The organism is Labrys sp. HAY1-8F (genome assembly GCF_056754975.1).
Genome location: NZ_JBPGWZ010000002.1, coordinates 925,947 through 941,943, shown reverse-complemented (window position 1 = coordinate 941,943; position 15,997 = coordinate 925,947). Strand labels below are relative to the sequence as shown.

Annotated in this window: 12 protein-coding genes; 4 read left to right on the top strand and 8 right to left on the bottom strand. The window is 64.1% G+C overall.

The window, feature by feature from the left end; translation table 11 throughout:
• Positions 1-5 precede the first annotated feature (5 nt).
• The 5 genes from folP to ACR9ZN_RS13340 form a co-directional block, all read right to left on the bottom strand.
• Positions 6-2,222, bottom strand: a complete 2,217-nt coding sequence (folP, locus tag ACR9ZN_RS13360; RefSeq protein ID WP_481272429.1) for a dihydropteroate synthase — start codon at positions 2,220-2,222, stop codon at positions 6-8.
• A complete protein-coding gene (locus ACR9ZN_RS13355; RefSeq protein ID WP_481272428.1) occupies positions 2,219-2,785 on the bottom strand; it encodes an anthranilate synthase component II in 567 nt (188 codons plus the stop codon). The genes folP and ACR9ZN_RS13355 overlap by 4 nt, the downstream gene beginning before the upstream one ends.
• Positions 2,782-4,152 (bottom strand): aminodeoxychorismate synthase component I, encoded by a 1,371-nt coding sequence (gene pabB, locus ACR9ZN_RS13350; protein ID WP_454814331.1) that lies wholly within the window; start codon positions 4,150-4,152, stop codon positions 2,782-2,784. Before pabB ends, ACR9ZN_RS13355 begins: the two co-directional genes overlap by 4 nt.
• A gap of 206 nt (positions 4,153-4,358) precedes the next feature.
• The gene (locus ACR9ZN_RS13345) at positions 4,359-5,558 is read right to left on the bottom strand and encodes a benzoate/H(+) symporter BenE family transporter (RefSeq protein ID WP_481272427.1); all 1,200 of its coding nucleotides are present in this window, start codon (positions 5,556-5,558) and stop codon (positions 4,359-4,361) included.
• 296 nt (positions 5,559-5,854) lie between these two features.
• Entirely contained in the window at positions 5,855-7,234 is a 1,380-nt protein-coding gene (locus tag ACR9ZN_RS13340) for a hypothetical protein (RefSeq protein WP_481272426.1), read from the bottom strand.
• Positions 7,235-7,621: 387 nt separating this feature from the next.
• On the opposite strand from ACR9ZN_RS13340, the gene cckA reads away from it, so the two are divergent.
• From cckA to ACR9ZN_RS13320, 4 genes are all read left to right on the top strand, one after another.
• A complete protein-coding gene (gene cckA, locus ACR9ZN_RS13335; protein WP_481272425.1) occupies positions 7,622-10,180 on the top strand; it encodes a cell cycle histidine kinase CckA in 2,559 nt (852 codons plus the stop codon).
• A gap of 129 nt (positions 10,181-10,309) precedes the next feature.
• On the top strand, positions 10,310-11,194 hold the full coding sequence (locus ACR9ZN_RS13330) for an alpha/beta hydrolase (RefSeq protein WP_481272424.1): 885 nt from the start codon (positions 10,310-10,312) through the stop codon (positions 11,192-11,194).
• Positions 11,195-11,279: 85 nt separating this feature from the next.
• Entirely contained in the window at positions 11,280-12,173 is an 894-nt protein-coding gene (locus ACR9ZN_RS13325; protein ID WP_481272423.1) for an alpha/beta hydrolase, read from the top strand.
• Positions 12,174-12,383: 210 nt separating this feature from the next.
• A complete protein-coding gene (locus ACR9ZN_RS13320) occupies positions 12,384-14,282 on the top strand; it encodes a hypothetical protein (protein WP_481272422.1) in 1,899 nt (632 codons plus the stop codon).
• A gap of 21 nt (positions 14,283-14,303) precedes the next feature.
• On the opposite strand, the gene ACR9ZN_RS13315 is transcribed toward ACR9ZN_RS13320, so the two are convergent.
• Genes ACR9ZN_RS13315 through metA form a run of 3 tightly spaced genes read right to left on the bottom strand, consistent with a single transcriptional unit; the run spans position 14,304 to position 15,945 of the window.
• On the bottom strand, positions 14,304-14,753 hold the full coding sequence (locus ACR9ZN_RS13315) for a TetR-like C-terminal domain-containing protein (RefSeq protein ID WP_481272421.1): 450 nt from the start codon (positions 14,751-14,753) through the stop codon (positions 14,304-14,306).
• Positions 14,750-14,983: a hypothetical protein gene (locus ACR9ZN_RS13310; protein WP_454814319.1), complete on the bottom strand. Its 234-nt coding sequence runs from the start codon at positions 14,981-14,983 to the stop codon at positions 14,750-14,752. Before ACR9ZN_RS13310 ends, ACR9ZN_RS13315 begins: the two co-directional genes overlap by 4 nt.
• A 38-nt stretch (positions 14,984-15,021) precedes the next feature.
• The gene (gene metA, locus ACR9ZN_RS13305) at positions 15,022-15,945 is read right to left on the bottom strand and encodes a homoserine O-acetyltransferase MetA (RefSeq protein ID WP_434956920.1); all 924 of its coding nucleotides are present in this window, start codon (positions 15,943-15,945) and stop codon (positions 15,022-15,024) included.
• Positions 15,946-15,997 lie beyond the last annotated feature (52 nt).

The following is a 15,997-nucleotide window of genomic DNA, read 5'->3' as shown; positions in this document are numbered from 1 at the left end:
CTGGATCAGCTCATCGCCTGGCCCTCGACGGCGCTCCACACAGCCAGGGCCTGGCGCGTCTGTGCGACATCGTGGACGCGTACGGCGTCGGCGCCGCGCTGGGCGGCAGAGAGAGCGGCGGCAACCGATCCCGCTACGCGTTCCGAAGCCGGACCATGGCGATCGACGCCGCGGATGAAGATCTTGCGTGAGGCTCCGATCAGCACGGGGAAGCCGAGCGCGCGCAATTGCGGGGTGGCGTCGAGCAGGGCCAGATTGTGTTCCATTGTCTTGCCGAAGCCGATGCCCGGGTCGAGCCACAGGCGCGATGCGGCGATGCCATCCTTGATGGCGCGCTCGCATTTGAAGCTCAGTTCGGCGCACACATCCTTCACCACGTCGGCATAAACAGGGTTGACCTGCATGCTTTGCGGATCGCCCTGCATATGCATCAGCACCACGGGTGCATCATGGCCAGCCACGGCCCTGCGGCTGGCTGGATCGTCCAGGGCGGTGACGTCGTTGATCATGGTGGCGCCGGCTGCGAGCGCCCGGGCCATGATTTCGGCGTGACGGGTATCGACGGAGATCAGGCGGTAGCGTCGCCTGGCCTCCTCGGCTAGGGCTGAGATCACCGGGCCGACGCGCTGCCACTCGGTTTCGATGTCGACGGGGGCGGCGCCCGGACGGGTCGACTCACCGCCGATGTCGAGTATGTCGGCACCTTCCTCCATGAGTTGGCGGGCATGATCGATGGCCGTCTCGGCGCTGTCGTAGCGCCCGCCATCGGAGAATGAGTCCGGCGTGACGTTGACGATCCCCATCAGCAGCGGCACCGTCCTGAGGGCACGCACATGGGCGCGATCGCTGCGCGCCAGCATCAGGCTCACGGTTTCGCCATTGACGGGATGGCGCCAGCCTGGCGCGATGTCGGCGAGCGGCGCGAGCACGAAGGCGCGTTCATGCATGCGCGGGTGCGGCACGACTAGGTCTGGCGTGTCGATGACTTCGCTGCCATAGCCGATCAGATCGAGATCCAGCGTGCGTGCGGCATTACGTTCGCTGCGCTCACGCCCGAACTGCAATTCGACCTCGAGCAAGAGGGAGAGAATCTGATGGGGCGGGAGGGCGCTGTCGACGGCGATGACCTGGTTCGCATACCAGGGCTGGTCCGAGCGGGGCACGGGTTCGGTCAGGAACAGGCGTGAGCGCGCCGAAATCGTCAATCCGCGGGCGGCCAGGGCAGAGACTGCCCGGCGAAGGGTCTCACGGGGAGCTCCTTCGGAGGACGGAAGATTGGCACCGAGGGCAACGTAGATCATGGAACTTTGCTCACTGGATGGGAAGGGCAACCTCAAGGCGCATGCCGGTGTCGTATTCGATGCGGGCCAGGAGGGCGTTGAAGAGGCGATTGATGGATTCGGCGGCGCGGGGGACGGGATCAAGCTCCGATTGCCCAGCGCAATGACGGGCCGAACCAGGCGCACGGAATTGGTGAGAAACAGTGCTTCGGCCTGGTCGAGCAGGGGCGGTGTAAGACTGGTCTCGCTGATATCGAAGCCGAGGGCCTTCGCCTCTTCCAACAGCACGGCGCGCATGACGCCGTCGAGGCAGCCATCGGCGCAGGGGGGCGTGACGAACCGGCCGTCGACGATGGCAAAGAGGTTGGCGATGGTGGTTGAGACGGCATTGCCGTCGAGATTACGGATCAGGGCATCGTCGGCGCCGATCTCGGTGGCCCGGCGGGCGGCGAGGATGTTTTCGAGGTAGTTGAGGGATTTCAGGCGGGCGAGCGGCGAGAACTGGTTGCGCGGCAGCCCGGCCTCGCACAGGCATGCGGATTGGCCGACGAGGCTCGGACCCCAAGGCTGCGCCGTCACCAGGATGGTGGGTGGATTGCCCGGTGGCGGCCACAGGCCCCGGGCTGCCTGTCCTCGCGTCACCGTGGTGCGCACGATGGCATGGCGTTCGCCCAGCTCATCCATCACGCCGCCGAGCGCCTCCTGCAACCGGGCCGGATCGACATCGATGCCGATGGCGGCCGCGTGCTGGATGAGGCGGGCGCGGTGTCGTCCTTCCGCGAAGGGACGGCCCCTGAAGCAACTCATGGTGTCGAACACGCCGTCGCCGAGCTGGAAGCCACGATCGAGGGCGTTGACCCAAGGAACGTCGGGTTGACGGGCATCGATTTGGGGGGCGTCGGCCGTGCCGTCCGCCAGGAGACGATAAAGAAGGAAACTCACTGCACGCGATCCAGGAACGCGCGGATGATCTGATGTCCTTGCGGCGTCAGGATCGATTCGGGATGGAATTGCACGCCGAAAGTGGGGTGCTGGCGATGGGTGAGTGCCATGATCTCTCCCTCGTCGCTGCGGGCCGTGACCTCCAGCGGACCATCCTCGTCGATCTCGACGATCAGCGAGTGATAGCGCGCGGCCTCGAAGGGGCGCGGCAGCCCGGCGAACAGGCCGCCACCCTGATGCTCGATGCGCGAGGCGCGGCCATGCATGGGAGTGCGAGCATGGGCGGTGCGCCCGCCAAAGACCTCGCCGATGCATTGATGGCCGAGGCAGATGCCGAGAATGGGCAGTCTGCCGGAAAACAGCTTGATCAGGTCGAGCGAAGCGCCGGCATCGCGCGGTGCCTTGGGACCCGGCGAGAACACCAGCGCCTTGGCACCCAGGCTGACGACGTCATCGGCGCAGACGGCGTCGTTGCGGGAGACATGGGTCTTGGCACCGGCCTCCTCGAAATAGCGGGAGACGTTGAAGACGAAGGAATCGTAATTGTCGACGATCAGGATCATGCCGCTTCCTCCGCGCGGGAGGCATCCTCGAAGGCCGCGATGAGCCGCTCGGCCTTGGCCAGCGTCTCGTCATACTCGGCAAAGGGGTCGGAGAGCAGCGTGATGCCGCCGCCCGCCCGTACCGAGAGTTCCTTGCCGTCATAGCTGAGGGTGCGGATGGCGATGTTGAGATCGGCGGCGCCGTCGAAGCCGATCCAGCCGATGGCACCGCAATAGGCACCGCGCGGCTCGCGCTCGAGTTCGCCGATGATTTCCATGGCGCGAATCTTCGGCGCCCCTGTGATCGAGCCGCCCGGGAAGGTGGCCGCGATCAGGTCGGTGACGTCGAGCCCCGCCTTCAGGCGGCCCGTCACCGCCGAGGTCAGGTGGTGAACCGAGGCATAGGTTTCGATGCCACACAACATCGGAACCTCGACGCTGCCGGCTTCGCAGACGCGTGACAGGTCGTTGCGCAGGAGATCGACGATCATGATGTTCTCGGCCCGGTCCTTCTCGCTGCGGGCGAGCGACTGGGCGATGGCGATGTCCATGGCGGGATGGGTGCAGCGACGCTTGGTGCCCTTGATCGGCCTGGCTTCGACCAACCCCGCATCTTGGCCGGTGTTCAGACGCAAAAAGCGCTCGGGCGAGGTCGAGGCGATGAAGTTGATACCGTCCACCAGCAGGGCGGCGAATGGTGCCGGATTGGACCGCCGCAAGGCGAGATAGGTCGCCAGCGGGTCGGCGCCGTGCTGGGGCGTTGCGCTGAAGCGATGGGAGAGATTGGCCTGGAATATATCGCCGTCGCGGATATAGCCGACCACGCGGGCGACCTCGGCCTCGTACTCGCTCCGGCTGCGGCTGTCGTGCCAGGTCAGTGCGCGCGGCGCCGACGCCCGGTGAGGCTGGGCCTGGAGGCCCTCGACGAGCCGTTCGGCGCAAGCCCGGTCCGGCGCAATGGCGAAAGCGCGTTTCTCGATGGTGTCGAAGGCGAGGAGGCGATCATAGAAGGGCAAGTCGATCTGCGGGGTGCCCGGAGCGGCGGATGGAACCGATGATCCGAAGCGCTCGAACAGATGACCTGCCTCATAGGCGAAATTGCCGATGGCACCGCCTGTGAAGGGAGGCGCCCCCGGCATAGCGGGGCGGGCATGCTGCCGCAGCAGATGGCGTAAGGCCTCCATCGGCTTGCCGTCGATGGCGGCATCGTTCCAGCGCGCAACGCCGTCGACGACCTTGAACCGCCCGAAGGGGGAGGCAGCCAGATAGGACCACCGCCCGAGCGTCGCATGCGGCATGGCGCTGTCGAGCAGGGCCAGTCGCGGCTGGCTGGCCATGGCGGCCGCGGCTTCTAGGGGATCGATCCAGGGTATCTCAACAATGATCATGGCAGCTCAAGCACAATCCTGGTGCGGCATAAAAATGCCGGCCAGCTCGTGTGATGCGGACAGACCGCTTCAATGTTCGGCGATTGGAGCGTCGGGCGGCTTCCCTGTCAGCCGGCCGGAACTCATCACGCTGAGGCTTGCATACAAGATGAGCCCTAGCGTCCCGCATCTCTCAGCCCTGTGGAGACACGTGGAACATCGCATGTCTATGTAGCGCTTTTTTTTGCCTTTGTCGTGCCTCTGTTTGCGGTGGAATAGAGCATGGTCACGACAAGCCCCGCACAAAGGCCCCAGAAGGCGGCACCGATGCCGTACAGACTGAAGCCGGATGCGGTGACCAGGAAGGTCGCAAGCGCCGGCAGGCGCTGGCTTTCCTCCTGCACGGCGCCGAGCAGGGAAGCACCGAAAGCGCTCACCAGGGCCAGTCCCGCCGCCGCTTCGATCAGGATCGGCGAGGATGCCGTGACCAGGCCAGTGGCGATCGCCGACAGCAACGAGAAGATCGTCGCATAGAACAGCCCAGCTACCACCGCGGCGGTATAGCGCCGTTCGGGCTGGGTGTGGGCATCGGGACCGGCGCAGAGGGCGGCGGTGATCGCTGCGAGGTTGATGGTGGGAGCCCCCAGCAGGGAGGAGAGCGCCGATACGCCCCCGGTCGCGAGGAAGGCCGGCCTTGTCGGCGGCTGATAGCCATAGGTCGCCAGCACGGTCAGGCCCGGAATGTTCTGGGAGGCCATGGTGACGACGAAGAGCGGTAGGCCGATCGAAATCAGTGTTTGCCAATCGAAGCTTGGGGCAACGAATTCAAGCGACGGCAGAGCCAGGGGCAGCGTGCTCGCCGGGCCATCGAACGCCATGGCGCCCAAGGCGACAGCAAGGGCCGCGGGTGCAGCCCACAGACGGTAGAAGCGACCCACAGCCAGCCAGGTCAGCACCACGGGTATGGCGAATTTGGGCACCTGACCAAGGGCGGTGATCGGGGCAAGGCAGAGCTTGAACAGGATGCCGGCCAGCATCGCGCCCGCGATAGGACGGGGAATGCGCGTGATCAGCTTGCCGAGTGGCGCCCACAAGCCGGCGATTATGATCAGCACGCCGACGATCAGAAAGGCGCCCACGGCCGCGGGATAGCCCCCGGCCGGCGCCGTCAGGCTCGCCAGCAGCGCCATGCCGGGCGTCGACCACGCCGTCGAGATCGGCATGCGGGTCATGAGGCTCAAGCCGGCACCGCACAGGCCCATGGTGACGCACAAAGTGGCAAGGCCCGAGGCGATCTGGCCTGGCGATGCACCGACGGCGCTCATGCCGTTGATCACCACCGCCACCGAACTGGTATAGCCGACCACAGCGGTAAGCACGCCCATGCCGGCCGACTGGCCGTTGAGGTCTGCAAAGAAGGAACGCATGGCGAGGGGAACCAGATTTATTGAGACGGACGTAGCACGAGACCGCTTTATTCGGGCCCCGGCACGAAATGTGCAAGCCATATGTCAGACGGTGTGGGAGATCAAACCAGGCCGGTTTGAGCCGGAGGTGAGGATTTCTCTGCCCGTATTCTCCGCGGGCATGCACATCCAAATCTCGGCCTCCAGATAGGCCGCCCATTGGCGCGCGTATCGACGAGCCTCTTCGCGCGTCCGGTTCGTGTTCAGGGCAGCAAAAGAAAACGGGCGGAAGATCCGCCCGTTGCTTGCTTGTCCGTTCAGGACTTCTTGCTGTCGTCTCGGCTTCGCCCCAGGAGACTCGCCATTTCCTCCTCGAGGCTGGCGAAGGGGTCTTCGACCTCGGCTGGAGCCGGGGTAGTCGTTGGAGCCGGAGGCGGCGTTGGTGTGGGAGCCGGTGTTGGCGCCGGCGTCGGTGCCGCAGTGGCGGTCGGTGCGGCCGGGGTGCTCGAGGCGGGCGCCGGCGGTGTGGTGGCCGGGCGGGTCGGCGTCGTCAGTCTTTCGCCGACCCGGAAGGGTTCCGTACGCGTCGGCTCGGCCTGGGCGCGTGGCGCCGGCGTTCCCAGCGAGGGTTCGATACGGCCACTGGGAGCGTGCGACGGCTCGCTGGCCGGACGCGGATCGGCGGAGAAACGAGGTTCGACCCGAAGCTCCGACGCCTGGCGCGGTGCAGGCGTGGGAGCGGGTGTGGCCTCGGGGCGACGCCATTCCGGCAAGCGCAGATCCGGCAGACGGATCTCGGGCAGCGTCAGGCGTGCGGTGGTGGTCGGAGGCGGTGGCTCCTGCGTTTCGGGCGCGGGTTCGAGATCGAGCCCCTCCGCGATTTCGAAGTCAAGGTCAGCCTTGGGCTTGGGGGCTGGCGTGGTTTGTGCGGCCGATACCGTTGGCTTGGGCGCCGGCGTCGTCGTCTCGTCGGCCAGAAGCTCCTCGAAATGCGCGGTATCGATCGTGGCGCGCGGCTCTTCGGTCACCGGTGCGGCAGGTGCGGCCGGGGTCGGCGTCGTTGCAGGAGCGGCGGCCCGGCCGAAATTCGGCAAGCGCGAAGTGGCCCGCTGGAAGAAGCCGGGCTCGCGCGGGGGCACCACGCCCGAACGCGCGGCGGAAGTGGTTGCGGAAGTGGTCGAAGGCGCCGGGGTCGTGGTAGCGGCCAGGGTAGGGGGGGCAGTGGGTGTCCTGCTGGCCGCCGTGGTGGCCGGTGCCGGAGTTGGCGTATCGATCCTGGCGACAGGCGGGGGAGCGACCGAGGTCGGACGGGCGAAGTCTTCCTCGACCTGCCGCGGTGGGGCCGCGACGGCAGTCGCACGCTCCTGCACCGGCGGCGTTGCTGCACCGGGCAAAGCCGGGCGCTGAGCCTGGCCGGCCGAGCGGGCGCGCAGAATGCTGGATTCGACGACCACGTCGTTCGGGCCGCCGATCATGATCAGATGTTCGACATTGTCACGCCGAACCAGCACGAGCTGACGGGCGCCGACGCCATAGGAATCCACCACGCCGAGCCGCGACTGCCGACCGCCCTTGACGCCGCCGCCGAGCTGGGGCCGGTTGAGCGTGCGCCAGATGAACATCAGGACGACTCCCACCACCAGCAGGCCAGCCAAGGCGAACAACTGCGCGGGCAGCCAAGAGTTCAACGAATCCATCGATACATTTCCTTAGATCTGGTCCGGTGCCGATAGGGGATGGCAGCCTGATACGACCAGTACTCTTTCCGGGCTGGTTTCTTAGAAGACGGTTAACGTGCAAGAATCAACAGCAAAGTCGCAAAACTAAGGCTTGTCCCTTGGAATTGGCCAAAAATTCGGAGAAATGCCGCAAAAGGGGCGGATTTGTTTTCCCTCTCAGCCGTTTCGCTGAGGATATACCATGGTCGAGCATGCGTTTGGACGGAGCTGAAACGCTGCAAGGGACCACGATATTTTTGGTCAACGAGGTTAACACATTTTGAAATGTGAACTGCTAAGCCAAACTGACCATTATGCGGTTCGCCGGAGCGAATCGCCCTTTGACGATGCGCGGTGGGGTTGAACATGGCTGAAGGCGAGGAGGCGGCGGCACGCGGCGCCGCAGTCGATCGCAGCGAGCGGCCCAGCGGCATCTTCTGGGTGCTGGCGCTTGCCGCGGTGATCATCCTCATCGCCGTGGGGGTGTCGCTGCTGCCCTATGACTGGGGCAAGGTCGCCAGTTTCGGCATCCTGGCCGTCTTTGCCATCGTCGGCATGATTGCGATGTTCGCCTGGGCGATGGGGATCGCCCATTTCGGCCAGAGCTCGATCGCCCGCAACGACCTCACCAAGCTGATCGCCGACGATTCTCCGGAAGGCATCCTCGTCACCAACAAGGATGGCCGTATCATCTATGCCAACGAAGCGTATCTGACGCTGACCGGCGCCATGGGCGAGCAGGACATCCGCACGGTGGAGCGGGCTTTCACGGGGGACCCCGACGTTTCGGAGGCGACCTATCGCCTGGCGCAGGCTGCCCGGGCCGGGCAGCGCCTCGCCGAGGAATTTCGCATCGCCTCGGCGCCGCCTTCCGGAACGGCCTCCTGGTATCGCGTGCGCGTGCGTCCGATCGCACGCCCCTCCGGTGCAGGGGAGACGGTGTGGACCGTTGCCGACATCACGCGCGAGCGCGAGCGCCAGGAAAACGTCTTCCAGGAACTGCAGCACGCCATAGACTATCTCGACCACGCGCCGGCCGGCTTCTTCTCCGCCGATCCCTCGGGCGAGATCGTTTATCTCAACGCCACGCTCGCCGGCTGGCTCGACTATGACCTCGCCCAGTTCGGCACAGGCGGCCTGACTCTGGCCGACATCGCGCCCGGCAATGCCGGCGCTTTGGTGGTGACGCAGGCCAGCGAGCCGGGCAGCGTGCGCACCAAGATCTTCGACATCGATCTCAGGCGCCGCAACGGCACCATCATGCCCGTGCGCCTGTTCCACAAGATCGCCTTCGCCGCCGATGGCCAGCCCGGCCCCTCGCGGACCCTGGTGATCTATCGCGGGCCGGGCGGCGACGTTTCAGAAGGCTTGCGAGCGGCGGAAGTTCGTTTTGCACGCTTCTTCAACAACTCGCCTTTGGCCATTGCGACGATTGACGAAAACGCCAGGATCGTGCGTACCAACGCGGCCTTCATGCGCCTGTTCAAGGAGTCCCTCAATGGCGACGCACCGGGCCATTCCCTGCTCGAGGCCGTGGTCGAGCGCGACCGCGAGGGCCTGAGCAAACTGACCCGTCTCGCCATGGCCGGCCGCGGCGACATCGAACCGGCCGAGGCTTCCCTGGCCGGACAGGGCAGCCGCTCCGCCCGCTTCTGGTTCGCGCCCGTGGATCGCGGCGAGAACGAGAAGGAAGCAGCGATCGTCTATATGATCGACACCACCGAGCAGCGCACGCTGCAGGAGCAGTTCACCCAGAGCCAGAAGATGAATGCGGTCGGCCAGCTTGCCGGCGGCGTAGCGCACGATTTCAACAATGTGCTCGGGGTGATCATGCTGGCGGCCGATTCCCTGCTCGGCAGCCACAAGCCCGGCGATCCCGCTTTCCAGGACATCATGGCGATCAAGAGCAACGCCAACCGCGCCGCCAATCTGGTGCGCCAGTTGCTTGCGTTCTCGCGCCGGCAGACCCTGCGCCCGCAGGTGCTGAACCTCAATGACGCGATGTCGGACCTGTCGATGCTGCTGCGGCGCCTGCTCGGCGAAAAAGTCGCGCTGGAGGTCGTGCATGGCCGCGATCTCTGGCCGGTGAAAGTGGACGTCAACCAGTTCGAACAGGTGGTGATGAACCTCACCGTCAATGCGCGCGATGCCATGGCCGATGGCGGCAAGGTGATCATCCGTACGCGCAATGTGCCGATCTCGGAGGCGAGCGCCCTCGATCGCAGCGAATTGCCGCCGGCCGACTATGTCACCGTCGAGGTCGAGGACAATGGCAGCGGCATTCCGCCGGCCGTCCTGGACAAGATCTTCGAGCCCTTTTTCACCACCAAGGATGTCGGCAAGGGCACCGGCCTCGGGCTTTCAACCGTCTACGGCATCGTCAAGCAGACCGGCGGCTCCATCCTCGTGCACTCGGTGGAGGGCAAGGGTACGATCTTCCAGATCTTCCTGCCGCGTATGATCGAGTTGGCGAAGGCAGCCAGCGTCGAGGCCGACACCCCGCCGGGCCAGGCTGGGTCGACACCGGCCAAGACCAAGGACATGCCCGATCTCACCGGGCGCGGCCGCATCCTGCTGGTCGAGGACGAGGAGGCCCTGCGGGCGCTCTCTGCCCGCACCCTGACGGCCCGTGGCTTCGAGGTCATCGAAGCCGGTTCGGGCATCGAGGCCCTGCAGATCATCGACGAAGGCGAGAACGAGATCGATCTCGTCGTATCCGACGTGGTGATGCCCGAAATGGATGGGCCGACCCTGCTCAAGGAAATGCGCAAGCGCAATTCGACGACGCGGATCATCTTCGTCTCCGGCTATGCCGAAGAGGCGTTCGCCAAGAACATGCCTGAGGGCGAGGAATTCGCCTTCCTGCCTAAGCCCTTCTCGATGAAGCAGTTGGTCGAGGCCGTGAAGTCCAATATGAAGCCGTAGATTGGCGGCTGGAACGGTTTTCGGGCGATGCGCGGCGTTCGAGCTGGCCAGCTCCTTATGACGACTTAAGCAATTGCTTGAACTGTAATTTTGGATACTGCGTCATTGTTTTTTCACGCAAGAATTTGGATGGCCGCCGGCCTGGTGGTGCTCGGCGCGATGTCAGCCGAGGCCAGGGACGGCACCCCGACGGGCTGCGATCTAGGCGGCACCCAGATCCGTTCCATCGCCGATCCCGTCTCGGGCCGATCCTATGATGTCGAGGTCACGTTGCCGTCGGATTACCAGGCCAATCCCGCCAAGCGCTATCCGGTGCTGTATTATGCCGATGGCGGCCACCTTGCCGCGTCCGCAACCTGCCTGTCGAAGGAACCGCGGCGCCAGGAGGCGCTCCGGCTGGTCAGAAAGCTCCATCGCGACGGCAAGCTGGCGGAAGAACCTATCCTCGTCGGCCTGTCCTATGCCAAGGGCGAGGGCTTTGCGGTAAGCCGGGCTCGCGACTACACGCCGGTTGCCGACAAGCCTGGTTATGGCGGAGCCGGGGCCTTTCAGGCCTATCTCGGCAAGACCGTCATGCCCGTGATCGAGGGCCTTTATCGGATCGACCCCAGAAGACGCCTGTTCTGGGGCCATTCCTATGGCGGGCTTCTCGGAGCCCGGATCCTGCTGACCGAACCCGGCCTCTTCCGTTCCTATATTCTCGGCAGCCCGTCCTTGTGGTTCGCCGATCACGCCATCCTGACGATGGAGGCCGACTACGCCAGGGCGAACCGCGACCTGAAGGCCCATGTCCTGATCTATGTCGGCGGCGACGAGATCAGCCGCTACGATCCAGGCCGGCGCGGCGATACCCAGGATATGGTCGGCGATGTCAGGACGTTCGAGAAGCTCTTGAAATCTCGCGGTTTTCGAAGCCTGACGATCCACTCTCTCGTGGTGCCGGGCAAGAACCACCGCACCACCATTCCCCCGGGCTTTGCCTGGGCCATCACCTCCGCACTCGCTGGCGGGTGAGCGGAGGGGCGACTTGGCTGAGAAACGACGTCAAAACAAAGGGTTGAAGAGAAAATGTGATTCAGGAAGATCACGTTTTCCTCTCGTGCTCGCTTTGGCCGCCCTCATCGCCGCCTGCCTGAGCGCTCCCATCGAAGCCGCCGAAGGCAAGGCCGGAAAATGGCGCTCATGCGATCCCGGCGGCATCCTCACCCAATCCGTGCCCGATCCCGTCTCGGGCCGATCCTATGACATCGAGGTCAGCCTGCCCTCCGGCTATGACGCGGCCGCGGCCAAGCTCTATCCCGTTCTCTATCTGGCCGATGGCGGCCGTGCTGTCAGGCCGCTGGCCTGTGAGGTGAGGGCACTCTACGGTGAAGGGAGCCTGCGGGAAGATCCCATCATCGTCGGTCTTTCCTATGCGAAGGGCGAAAATCTGGAGGCGAGCCGTAAGCGCGACTACACGCCGGTTGCCCTCAAGCCCGGAGACACCGCCTATGGCGGGGCGAGCGCCTATCAGCTCTATCTGCGCCAGACCGTGATCCCCTATGTCGAGCGGCAGTATCGGGCCGATCCCGGCCGGCGCCTTTACTGGGGCCATTCCTATGGCGGCCTGCTCGGTATGCGCATCCTGCTGACGGAGCCCGACCTGTTCGCGACCTATATGCTCGGCAGCCCTTCTTTCTGGTTCGGCGATCAGGCCATCCTGGCGATCGAAGCCGATTATGCCAAGGCCAACAGCGACTTGAAGGCCGAGGTCCTGATGTATGTCGGAGGCGACGAAGTCTCCCGCTACGATGCGGGACGGCGCGGCTATACCAAGGATATGGTCGGCGGCATGAAGGCGTTCGAGGCGCGCCTGCGAGAACGCGGCTTTCCGGGCCTGAGCATCCGCTCGCTGGTGGTGCCGGGCAAGAACCATCGCAATAGCATTCCGGCGGGTTTCGGCTGGGCCATTATCTCGGCGTTGGGATCGGGCAGGCTGGCTCTGCCACAATAAGTCGAAGGATAGGCCGGATCGAGGAACTGGCGCTAATCGTCGTTCGAGTATCGGCTTGCGTCAGCCGGGCTGTCGTCGATATCCCCGCATCAGCCGGCCTAGCCATCCGGATGTCGCGATCCGGGTGGTGCTTTGCAGATTGTTCTACTTGCGGCTGTAGAAAGCGATATTGCATGAAGGTACAATTTTCCTGTCTTCGCAGATCGCAGCATGCCTTCCGAACTCACTCTTCCCGACCTCGATCGCGACGAGCCCACGCCTGAGGCTTCTCAGTCCTTTTTCAATGCGATGCCGAGGGCAGCTTTTCCTTCGCTCGACCATCTGCGGAAGGCAATGACGCATGCCAATCCCGCCGGCGACAGGTTCCTGGATTATCTACTGGAAGGAGATTATTTCGCGGGCAAGGCCGTCTGGGTAAATCCGTCTTCTCGCGTACGCCAGGCCTATGAGGCCATGGTCGAGGCCAGTCCCTCCCTGGTTTCCGAAAGTCCCTACCAGCCTGCCTTCGCCCTTCGAGGCGTAAGGGTGAGGGGAGAAAACCAGGTTTTCATTGCACGACTGGACCAGGCTCCCGCGGAAGTGCGGCGCCTCGTAGGGGAACACCGAGCGGCGCGGGAGGCGGGGTCTTGTCGGCCGAGGGCGATTTTCGTCGGGGGCCCCGCCGCTAAGATCGGGGCTCTCCTGAGCGGCCTGGAGACAGATCAGGCCGAGGCTTCGGAGGTGATTTTCGTCCTCGATGGCGCTGAGCAATCCAATGAGAGCGGGTCGGCGAGCTACGAGCATGTCAATCACGCCAATGCGCTCAATGCCGAGCTCGACAATACGGGGCTTGGCATCCTGGCGACCGCCCTCAAGCGGACGATTTTGGGCGAGAAGGATGCATCGGTCGCCCTCGACCTCGACTACAAGAAGGTCGACCTGTGGCCTCGTGGCGTTCGGTTGCGGGACCTGCCCGTCTATCTTCACAATGAGTGGCATGGTCTGGTACAGCGCCTTCGCAAGCTTCTCGGACTGCAGACGGATCATGTGAAGAGCCGCCTGGCCAGCAAGGTCTCGACACGGATCCTGAGCGAAATCGAAAGGCGGCTGTCGATCCGACTGCGTCTCGACCAGGACGGACCCCGCGCTGTTTTCCTCTATCTCTCCCGCAAGAACCACGACGCTTCACTGGTCGATAACAGGGAGCTTGCGGAGGACGTCGGCCTTGCCGTCGAAAAGCTCGATGCCGCTGGCCTGCAGCGCTTTTATGGCCTTGGCATCCTGGAGCGCGTGGTGTCCGGCGACCTCTTCCTGGGCAATGGCTGCATTCGCCACGGCTTTGATCGCGTCTGCATGGAGGCGATGCAGCGGCACGGCATCGAATGCCGGCATCGGCAACGCCTGACTTCTGTCTATTTCGACAGGGACGAAAAAGGCATGCCACGAGCGGCTGCGATTGCGCTAGAGGATCTCCAGACAGGCGCACGCACGCATGTTGCCCTAGACCATCTATGTCTCTCCCTCGGCCCGACAGCGACCTTTCACTATGATCGGGGGGGCTCGGCACTGTCTCGCCTATCGGATCGCCTTCGGTTCGACCTGCCGGTACCCCATCAGACCATCGCGACCGGGGTTTCGTCGCAGCTCCTGTTTCGGATCACCGATCCCGATAGGGTGAGAAATCTGCCATTCACCGGCATGAAGCAGACGCATTTTGTCGAGGTCGGGCGGACGTCCAGCCATCTCGTCATGAAATTGACCTGCGGCGGGGTCATCGGCTTGCCTGTCTACAGCAGAAGCTACGCCATCAGCGCGCTGGCGAGCATACTCAGCATCCTCACGCCCGATTGCGGGCTGACATTCGAAGATGTGGTCTGCGCCTGGCCTTGCGCCCGCGGCGTCAACGGCCCCAACAACGGCCAGATCGTCCGGCTTGGCGACAATGTGGTGGTTCGCTTCGGCGAAGGGGGAACCGGCATGTCCAAGATGGGCAGCAATGCCCAGACCATGCTCGATCTTGCAGGCATGACATGGCCGATTTCACCAGAGTTTCGATTGGAGCCCTCCCTCTATCGGCACACCATCATCGACCAGCGCAGGCGTGTTGCGAGGCGATTGGGCTTGCTTTGACGCCTGCAGAGGAACAAGCCCTCAGCTGCATTCGAGGCCGCGGCCCATGGCGCTGACTACCAGGGCGACCTGTTCGCGCAGATAGGGCAGGGGCAACTGCACCAGCTTGCCCTCCAGTCCGAGCAGCACCATGCCATGGGCGGCCGAGAAGAGAGAGCGGGCGAGAAGAGATTTTTCGGAAAGAGGCAGACCCGGCTGGAGCACGGCGAGCGGGGCTTCCAGATGCTGGAAGAGCGCATCTTGCTGGCACAAATGGTCTTCCGGCAGGTCCTGGCCGTCCGGAAGGCGGAAGTCGAAGAGGGCGTGCCAGTGCCCGCCATGCTCGGCGGCGAAATCCAGATAGCCATTGGCGAGCGCGATCAAGGTGCGATTGGCGATGGTGCGCCGACTGCCACCCGCCTCGGCCTGGATCAAGGCCTGTCTGGCCATGGGCACGGTGATGCTGATCCAGACCTGCGTGACGCCGATCAAGACCTTGCACGGACCAGCAGGAGGCCGGCCGGCTGCACATCCGCATCGAAGACGCCAAGACCGAGCAGTTGCTGATGCGCATGGATCGCGCCAAGGATTGAGGGGATTCCGGGGGCGCGGGCACTTTCTTTAGCAGGATAAGCGCGGATTGGAGGGTCGATCTCCAGATCGACCTTCTTCCTCTCCTGCGCGACGGTGCTTCCAAGATGGTCGATCTGGAGATCGACCATCCAATCCGCGCCTAGACGCCCGTGCACCCGAGAGAATCTCAGCGCCCCCTGCCGACTTCGCTCAGGTCATAGGATGTCGTCTGGTAGATCTCGTTGATCCAGTTGCCGAACAGAAGATGGGCGTGGCTGCGCCAGAAATTGCGCGGCGGGAAGGATGGATCGTCATAGGGGAAGTAGTTCTTCGGCAGCTTGATCGGCACGCCCGAGTCGACGTCGCGGAAATACTCATCGGCCAGCGAGGTCGATTCATATTCGACATGGTTGAACAGATAGAGCCGGTTGCCCTTTTGCTCGTGAATGAGACACACGCCGGTTTCGTCCGAATCCATCAGGATCTCCAACTCGGCGTTCTTGCGCACATCTTCGCTGCGCACTTCCGTCCAACGCGAGACGGGGATGTGGAAGTCGTCTGAAAAGCCGTTGAGATAGATCGAGGAAGGCTTGCGGTTGTGGTGCTGGTAAACACCAAAGGCCTTCTCGGTCAGGTCATATTTGGGAATGCGGTGAAAATGCCAGATGGCCGCCATCGCGCCCCAGCACACGTTCAGCGTGGAATGCACGTTGGTCGTGGTCCAGTCGAGGATCTGCTCGAGTTCCTTCCAATAGGTCACGTCCTCGAAGGGCAGGGTCTCCACCGGCGCGCCGGTGATGATGAAGCCGTCGAATTTGCGCTCGCGCACCTCTTCCCAGGTTTCGTAGAAGGCAAGCAGGTGGTCCTCGGAGGTATTCTTGGCACGGTGGCCGCCGACACGCACCAGCGAGAGTTCGACCTGCAGCGGCGTGGCGCCGACCAGGCGCGCCATCTGCAACTCGGTGCGGATCTTGTTGGGCATCAGATTGAGCAGGCCTATCTGCAGCGGACGGATATCCTGCCGGATGGCGGCAGTTTCCGTCATCACCCGCACTCCTTCGCTGACCAGGGTGGAGAAGGCGGGCAGGGTATCCGGAATCTTGATAGGCATGTTGCACTCGATCGACGTTGGGCCAGCCGGAAAGCAATGCGACAGGTCCACG